Origin of the sequence: Pinirhizobacter sp. (genome assembly GCF_035317885.1) — a bacterium.
Taxonomy (GTDB): Bacteria; Pseudomonadota; Gammaproteobacteria; order Xanthomonadales; family Rhodanobacteraceae; genus Pinirhizobacter.
The window spans coordinates 1-6,193 of sequence record NZ_DATHFX010000018.1 but is presented as its reverse complement, the minus strand read 5'-3'; the positions used below and the strand labels follow the sequence as shown (position 1 = coordinate 6,193).

The following is a 6,193-nucleotide window of genomic DNA, read 5'->3' as shown; positions in this document are numbered from 1 at the left end:
CAACTCGATGCAGTGCGCGGGTGCATGCAGCGTAGCGGTCGCCTGCGCCGAGCGCAGCGAATCGGGCTTCATGCCGACGTCTTTCATGCTGTTTTCAAATCCTCGTGAGGATGCCCATGGCGGTGCGCAGGGTCGTCGTCGAAATCGTCGCGGATGCAACACCCCTCGACGAAGGCGCTGCTGCCATCGGCATAAAATTCTTCCTTCCAGACCGGCACCCCGTGCTTGACGGCATCCACGGCCCACCGGCACGCCTCGAACGCCTCGGCGCGGTGCGGCGCGCGTACTACGCAGGCGATCGCCAGGTCGCCGATGGCAAGCTTTCCCAACCGGTGCTGGATGCGGCAGTAAGGCACGCCGAATTTTTCCCGCGTGCGCTGTTCAATCTCGCCGATCAGGCGCGCAGCCACGGCTTCGTGCGCGGTATAGGTGAGGCCAGTGACCTTGCGGCCCAGGTGTTCGTCGCGCACGGTGCCGACGAACAGGGCCAGGCCGCCACATTCAGGGTGGTCACCCAGTTCCAGCAGGGCGTCGATGGACAGCGGCTGGTGGGAAAGGAAAGCCATGGCCTAGCCTCCCGCCACGGGCGGTAACAGGGCGATGCGCCGATCGGCCGGCAATGGATCGCGGCGGCGCACGATGGCATCGCCGCTGACGCAGGCGCAGGCATCCACGGTACCGGCCAGGTCCGGGCGCAAGGCGTCAAGCGCCGCAATGGCGTCGCCCACCGTGACGGCGTCGCCCGCCTCCACGGACATCTCGGACGTGCCCGCCAGGCGGGCCATATTAGCGAAGAATTCGAAGGTCACGGCAGTCATGCGTGTTCCATGTTGCGTTCGTCAGCCACCCATCGCATGCATCAGCACGGGCCGCTCCACCGGCCCTGGCGCCGACGCGTAGCCGGGTTCCTTGTTCCATACCGCGCGGCGAAGCAGGCGGACGATCTCAAGGTCGTCATCGCCTGCGCGCATGCGCACGCCAAGCGGGGTACCGGACCTGGAGAACAGGCAGGTATAGAGCTCGCCGGTGGCGGTGATGCGCAACCGGTCGCACGATGCACAGAATGGGTGCGTCACGGTTGAAATGATGCCCATGGGGAAATGGCCGTCCACCCGGTAGGGGCTTGCGGGGTCTGGCCCGCGCGGGAGTTTTTCCACTGTATGGGCTGTGCCGATGGCGGCAAGGATATCGTCCTCGCCCACCACGTTCTCGCGCTGCCAGTGGCCGGGTGCGTCCAGCGGCATGTACTCGATGTAACGCAGGGACAAGCCACGCTGCATGCACCACTCAAGCAGGGGCAGCACCTGGTGTTCGTTCTGCCCGCGCACCACCACGGCGTTGATTTTCACCGGGGCGCCGGCGTCCTGCAGTGCCTCGATGCCCTTCAACACCGGCGCGATGCCGCGGCCGGTCATGCGCGCGAACGTATCGCCATCGATGGCATCCAGGCTGACATTGAAATCGTCGATGCCGGCCTGGACCAGGCGCCACGCCACCGGCGCCATGCGCGAGGCGTTGGTGGTCATGGAAATCCGCTTCAGTCCGCGGGATTTCAGGCCCTGCAATTGATCAACCACGGTCAGCAGGTCCGGCCGCAGCAAGGGCTCGCCGCCGGTAAGGCGGATCTGGGTAATACCCTCATCGACGAACAGCCCCGCCAGCCGCAGCAATTCTGGCCCGGACAGAAGTTGCGCCCTGGGCAGCCACGCCGGGTGTTCAGGCATGCAATAGGTGCAGCGGAAGTTGCAGCGATCCGTCAGGGAAATCCGCAACTTGCGCTTGATGCGGCCGTGTTGGTCGGGCAGCTGGGCGTTCATCGCGCTTATTAACGCACAACTTCGGTCACGGCGACATGATCGCCACGGGATGACGCCCCCGTTTAAGGGGTCAGTGTACGGTAAACAGCCGGTCGAAGCCGGCGATGCGCAGGGTGTTGCGCAGGTCCGAGCTGGCATTGACGATGCGGATCTCCGCCTGGTCGCCGCCGGCATGTTCGCGCAGCAGCATCAGCATCCCCAGGGCCGAGGAATCCATGGTACCCACTTCGCCCAGGTCCACCACGTAGCTGCGTGCGCTGCTGCCCTCGGCCAGGCACGCATCGTGGAAGGCACGGTGCATGGAGAAATCGAAGCGCTCGCCCAGGTGCAGGGTGAGGCAGTTGTGTTCCGGATCGTGGTGGACGTCGAGCGACATGGGGTTCTCCTAATGTCTAGAACAGGTCGATGTCGCCGGCGCTCATCGAGGTCTGCAGCGCCGGGCCACGCGAGCGAAGTCGGGCCTTCTCACGCTGTTCGGCCAGGCGTGCGCGCATCTTCTGGGCACGGGCGCCAAGTTCAGAGGCATCGGTGGACGCGCAAGCGAGCTCCTCGATGTCACGGGTGCAGTCGGCGGTGATCTCCTGCAGTTCCACCAGGCGCGTGCGCGTCTGGTGCAGCAACTGGCTCAGGATGTCTTCGAACTGCAGCGAGCGGATGGTGGTCGATACGTCGGCGCCCAGGCCGCGGTTGATGGTGGCCGCCTCGTCGGCGGCGGCATTGGCGCGCGCATCGCTCTCGGTCAGGTGCACCATCATGCCGTCGATGCCACCCTTGGCCGCCAGGGCCACGCTCATGTCCTGCGAGGCCATGGCGCCGACCAGCTCGCGCAGCTGTTCCATGGACTTGCGCGAACGCTCCACGTGGGTGCCGATCTTCTCGTTGAACTGGTTCGAATGCTGGGCGAGGTTGCGGATCTCGCCGGCTACCACGGCAAAGCCGCGGCCGGACTCACCGGCGCGTGCAGCCTCGATGGCGGCGTTGAGCGCCAGCAGGTTGGTTTCCTCGGCGATCGTGTTGACGTTCTTCAGCAGCGCGAAGACGGCGTCCATCTCGCGGCTCATGCCGTCGATGCGGTAGACGATGCGCAGGCTCTCGCGCGACAGCTGCACGATCAGGCCGACGAAGTGCTCGAGCAGGTCGCCCGTGTGGGCGGCGAAGTCCTGTACTGAAATCCCCTTGCCCGAGGCCTCGATGATCTGGCGCAACAGCGCCTGCTGCATACCGGTCTTGCGGGAAAGACCGTCGAAGCCGCCGCCCAGTTCCGCCACTGCGTCGCGCAGCAGGTCCAGCGCCTGGTGCAGCTCACGGCTGGCGTGGCCCAATTCGTCGACGATGGCGCTGCGTACTTCTTCCATGGCCTCGCGCACGGCAACCGGGTCGTTGGACGAGGTTTCCACTACCGCTACGGCAGCACCACGGCGGTGGAACAGCACGATCCAGCAGCCGGCAAGCACGGCGACCGCCAGCGGCGCCACCCAGGCGCCGTGGAAGGCCAGCACGGCCACCATGGCCAGGGCGCTGATGACAAGGCCGACCAGCCTGTCGCGGGAATGATTGACGTCCATGATGTTGCCTTTGCAGTTCAGCTCGCCACGCGCGTGGGCGCGGCGGCAATGGGAAGATGGGATAGCGCCAGTACCCGCGAGGCGATCTGGTCCAGTGGCAGGACCTGATCGGCGGCGCCCGCCTTGAAGGCGGCACCGGGCATGCCCCAGACCACCGAGGATGCCTCGTCCTGCACCAGGGTAGGCGCGCCGCCCTGGCGCAGCTCGCCCAGGCCACGGGCACCGTCGTCGCCCATGCCGGTCAGCAGCACGCCGATGGCGGCGGCGCCGATACTGGCGGCCACCGAGCGGAACAACACATCGACACTTGGCTTGTGCCGGTTCACCGGCGGGCCATCGTGCAGGCGGCAGACATAGCTCGCACCGTTCCACACCACCAGCAGGTGGTGGCTGCCTGGCGCGATGTACGCGTGGCCCGGCTGCACCGGCTGGCCATCGCGGGCTTCCACCACGCGCATGGCCGAGCACTTGTCCATGCGTTCGGCGAAGGGACCTGAGAACGCCGCGGGAATATGCTGGGCGATGACGATGGGCGGCGCATCGGGCGGCATCGCCTCCAGCACTACGCGGATCGCCTCGGTACCGCCGGTGGATGCACCGATGGCAACGATCCGCTGGCCACCGCGGCTACCGGCTGCCTGGGTCATCGGCAATACCGCATCGGCGCTCAAGCGCGGCGGCACTTCGAGCCTGGCCACGTCCACGGAACGGGCCTTCGGCCGTGATGCGGCTGCCAGGCGGACCTTCTGGCAGATCGCCAGGGTATTCTCGGGCAGGTTGTTGGCCAGGTCGCTGTCGGGCTTGGCGAAGAAATCCACAGCGCCCAGTTCCAGCGCGCGCAGGGTGACATCAGCTCCGGCGGTGGTGAGGCTGGACACCATGACCACGGGCATCGGCCGCAGCCGCATGAGGTTCTCGAGGAAGGTCAGGCCGTCCATGCGCGGCATTTCCACGTCCAGCGTGAGGACGTCCGGCGAGAGCGCCTTGATCTTCTCGCGCGCGATCAACGGATCGGCAGCCACGCCCACCACCTCGATCGCGGGATCGGAGGAGAGCATGGTCGTCAGCAACTGCCGCACCAGGGCGGAGTCGTCGACGATGAGGACGCGGACTTTTTGCATGGGTTACCGGTGCCTGTGCCTGTGCCTGTGCCTGTTGCAGCTTAAGAATTGCCCTGGCGAAGGGAGCTTCAGAAAAGCTCCACTTCCCCCTTTATCGGATCGTTGGCCAAACGCTTGAGGTAGCGCCGCTCGCGCTCCACCAGGGTGGTGTCGTGGACCGCCCGCAGGTGCCGGACCCGGGCTTTCCCCGAATGGGGGAAAAACTGCACCTGGCGGGGATAGACGTCGCCCAGGTCCGAGGCGCACAGCTCCAGGCCCTCGGCCGCCACGTACTTGCGGACGAAATCGATGTTGCGCTGGCCGATGTCGGTCATCGCGGCAAGCACGCGGGCGCCGCCGAAGATCTTCACTTCCAGGTCCTGGCGCTGGCCACCGGCCCGCAGGATGGCATTGATCAGCTGTTCCATGGCGTCGTTGCCGTAGCGGGCGCCGCGGCTCACGGTAGCCGTCCAGCCATCGCGCGGGCCCGTGGGCTCGGGCAGCATGAAATGGTTCATGCCGCCGATCCCGCGGCGCTTGTCGCGCACGCAGGCGGAGACACACGAACCGAGCACGGTGGACACCATCTCCTGCTGGGCGCTGACATAGAACTCACCGGGCAGGATCTTCACCGTCACGCAGTCCTGCGCCGGGTCCCAGAACCGCCGCACGTGCTCGAAGCCGGGCAGTACCCGTTGCGGGTCGAAACCGACGAACGTGCGAGGCGGCGCAAGGGGCACGGAGGTCATGCGGTGCGCTTCCGGTAGATGGTGCGTCCCACCAGGTCGAAGTCCTCGCAGAGGCCGTACATGGATTCGGAATGCCCGAGGAAAAGGTAACCGCCGTCCACCAGCTGCTGCGCATAGCGCGCGAACAACCGCTGCTTGGTCGGCTTGTCGAAATAGATCACCACGTTGCGGCAGAAGATCGCATCGAAGGGATGCTGCATCGGCCACTCATGCAAGAGGTTCAGCGGGAGTATCGTCACCAGTTCGCGCAGCCGCGGGTGCACCCGGGCGAGCCCGGCGTAACTGCCCTCGCCGCGCTGGAACCAGCGCTGGCGGCGCGCTTCATCGACCCCCGCCAGGCGATCGATCGGGTACACGCCCTCCCGCGCGGTGCGCAGGGCCTGCGGTGAAAGGTCCGTGGCAAGGATCTTCGCGTCGATGTGGCTGTCGGATTTTTCCAGCGCCTCGGCCAGCACCATGGCCATGGCGTAGGGTTCCTCGCCGGTGGAACAGCCGGCCGACCAGATGCGCAGGCGGCCGTGGCGCTTTTCCTTCAGCCAACGGGGCAGCAGTTCGTTGGCAATGAAGTCGTAGTGATGCACCTCGCGGAAGAATGAGGTGACGTTGGTGCTGATCGCGCTGGCCAGTTCGCCCATTTCCGCATCGGGATCCGAACGCAGCAGCTGGCAATATGCGGCGAAGCCATCGAGCTTGAGCGCGCGCAGGCGGCGCAACAGGCGGCCCTGCACCAGCTGGCGCTTGTGGTCACCCAGGCTGATGCCGCAATGGGTGAGCACGAACTGGCGCAGGAACTCGAACTCGGCATCGCCCAGCATCGGGCCGCCCACGCCCGGGAGCGCGGCGGGATCGCCGTCATCCACGGGCCGGGCGCTCACTTAGAATTCCTTCCAGGCGCCGCTGTCGGCCGTCTCGGCCGCGCGCGTTGCGCGGGCCGGCTGCGACTGGCGTACCGCTTCCAGGAT

The 6,193-nt window shown here is 66.4% G+C and carries 8 protein-coding genes; all 8 read right to left on the bottom strand.

All coding sequences use genetic code 11. From position 1 onward, the window contains the following. Window positions 1–83: 83 nt before the first annotated feature. Window positions 84–566 (bottom strand): molybdenum cofactor biosynthesis protein MoaE, encoded by a 483-nt coding sequence (locus VK519_RS00540; protein ID WP_324346636.1) that lies wholly within the window; start codon window positions 564–566, stop codon window positions 84–86. A gap of 3 nt (window positions 567–569) precedes the next feature. Then, window positions 570–818, bottom strand: coding sequence for a MoaD/ThiS family protein (locus tag VK519_RS00535; protein ID WP_324346634.1), 249 nt, complete (start codon window positions 816–818; stop codon window positions 570–572). 21 nt (window positions 819–839) lie between these two features. Beyond that, entirely contained in the window at window positions 840–1,817 is a 978-nt protein-coding gene (gene moaA / locus VK519_RS00530; protein ID WP_324346632.1) for a GTP 3',8-cyclase MoaA, read from the bottom strand. A gap of 70 nt (window positions 1,818–1,887) precedes the next feature. After that, window positions 1,888–2,193: an STAS domain-containing protein gene (locus tag VK519_RS00525; RefSeq protein ID WP_250625344.1), complete on the bottom strand. Its 306-nt coding sequence runs from the start codon at window positions 2,191–2,193 to the stop codon at window positions 1,888–1,890. Between the two features lie 16 nt (window positions 2,194–2,209). Next, window positions 2,210–3,382 (bottom strand): methyl-accepting chemotaxis protein, encoded by a 1,173-nt coding sequence (locus VK519_RS00520; RefSeq protein ID WP_324346628.1) that lies wholly within the window; start codon window positions 3,380–3,382, stop codon window positions 2,210–2,212. A gap of 17 nt (window positions 3,383–3,399) precedes the next feature. Then, window positions 3,400–4,503 (bottom strand): protein-glutamate methylesterase/protein-glutamine glutaminase, encoded by a 1,104-nt coding sequence (gene cheB / locus VK519_RS00515; RefSeq protein WP_324346626.1) that lies wholly within the window; start codon window positions 4,501–4,503, stop codon window positions 3,400–3,402. A 68-nt stretch (window positions 4,504–4,571) separates the two neighbouring features. Beyond that, window positions 4,572–5,231: a chemoreceptor glutamine deamidase CheD gene (gene cheD, locus VK519_RS00510; RefSeq protein WP_324346624.1), complete on the bottom strand. Its 660-nt coding sequence runs from the start codon at window positions 5,229–5,231 to the stop codon at window positions 4,572–4,574. Then, entirely contained in the window at window positions 5,228–6,106 is an 879-nt protein-coding gene (locus VK519_RS00505) for a CheR family methyltransferase (protein ID WP_324346622.1), read from the bottom strand. Before VK519_RS00505 ends, cheD begins: the two co-directional genes overlap by 4 nt. Window positions 6,107–6,193: the final 87 nt, after the last annotated feature.

Excerpts from the sequence above, each read along its gene's own strand:
- VK519_RS00520 (WP_324346628.1), bottom strand. The coding sequence starts at position 3,382 with ATGGACGTCAATCATTCCCGCGACAGGCTGGTCGGCCTTGTCATCAGC.
- VK519_RS00535 (WP_324346634.1), bottom strand. The coding sequence starts at position 818 with ATGACTGCCGTGACCTTCGAATTCTTCGCTAATATGGCCCGCCTGGCG.
- cheD (WP_324346624.1), bottom strand. The coding sequence starts at position 5,231 with ATGACCTCCGTGCCCCTTGCGCCGCCTCGCACGTTCGTCGGTTTCGAC.
- VK519_RS00540 (WP_324346636.1), bottom strand. The coding sequence starts at position 566 with ATGGCTTTCCTTTCCCACCAGCCGCTGTCCATCGACGCCCTGCTGGAA.
- moaA (WP_324346632.1), bottom strand. The coding sequence starts at position 1,817 with ATGAACGCCCAGCTGCCCGACCAACACGGCCGCATCAAGCGCAAGTTG.
- cheB (WP_324346626.1), bottom strand. The coding sequence starts at position 4,503 with ATGCAAAAAGTCCGCGTCCTCATCGTCGACGACTCCGCCCTGGTGCGG.
- VK519_RS00525 (WP_250625344.1), bottom strand. The coding sequence starts at position 2,193 with ATGTCGCTCGACGTCCACCACGATCCGGAACACAACTGCCTCACCCTG.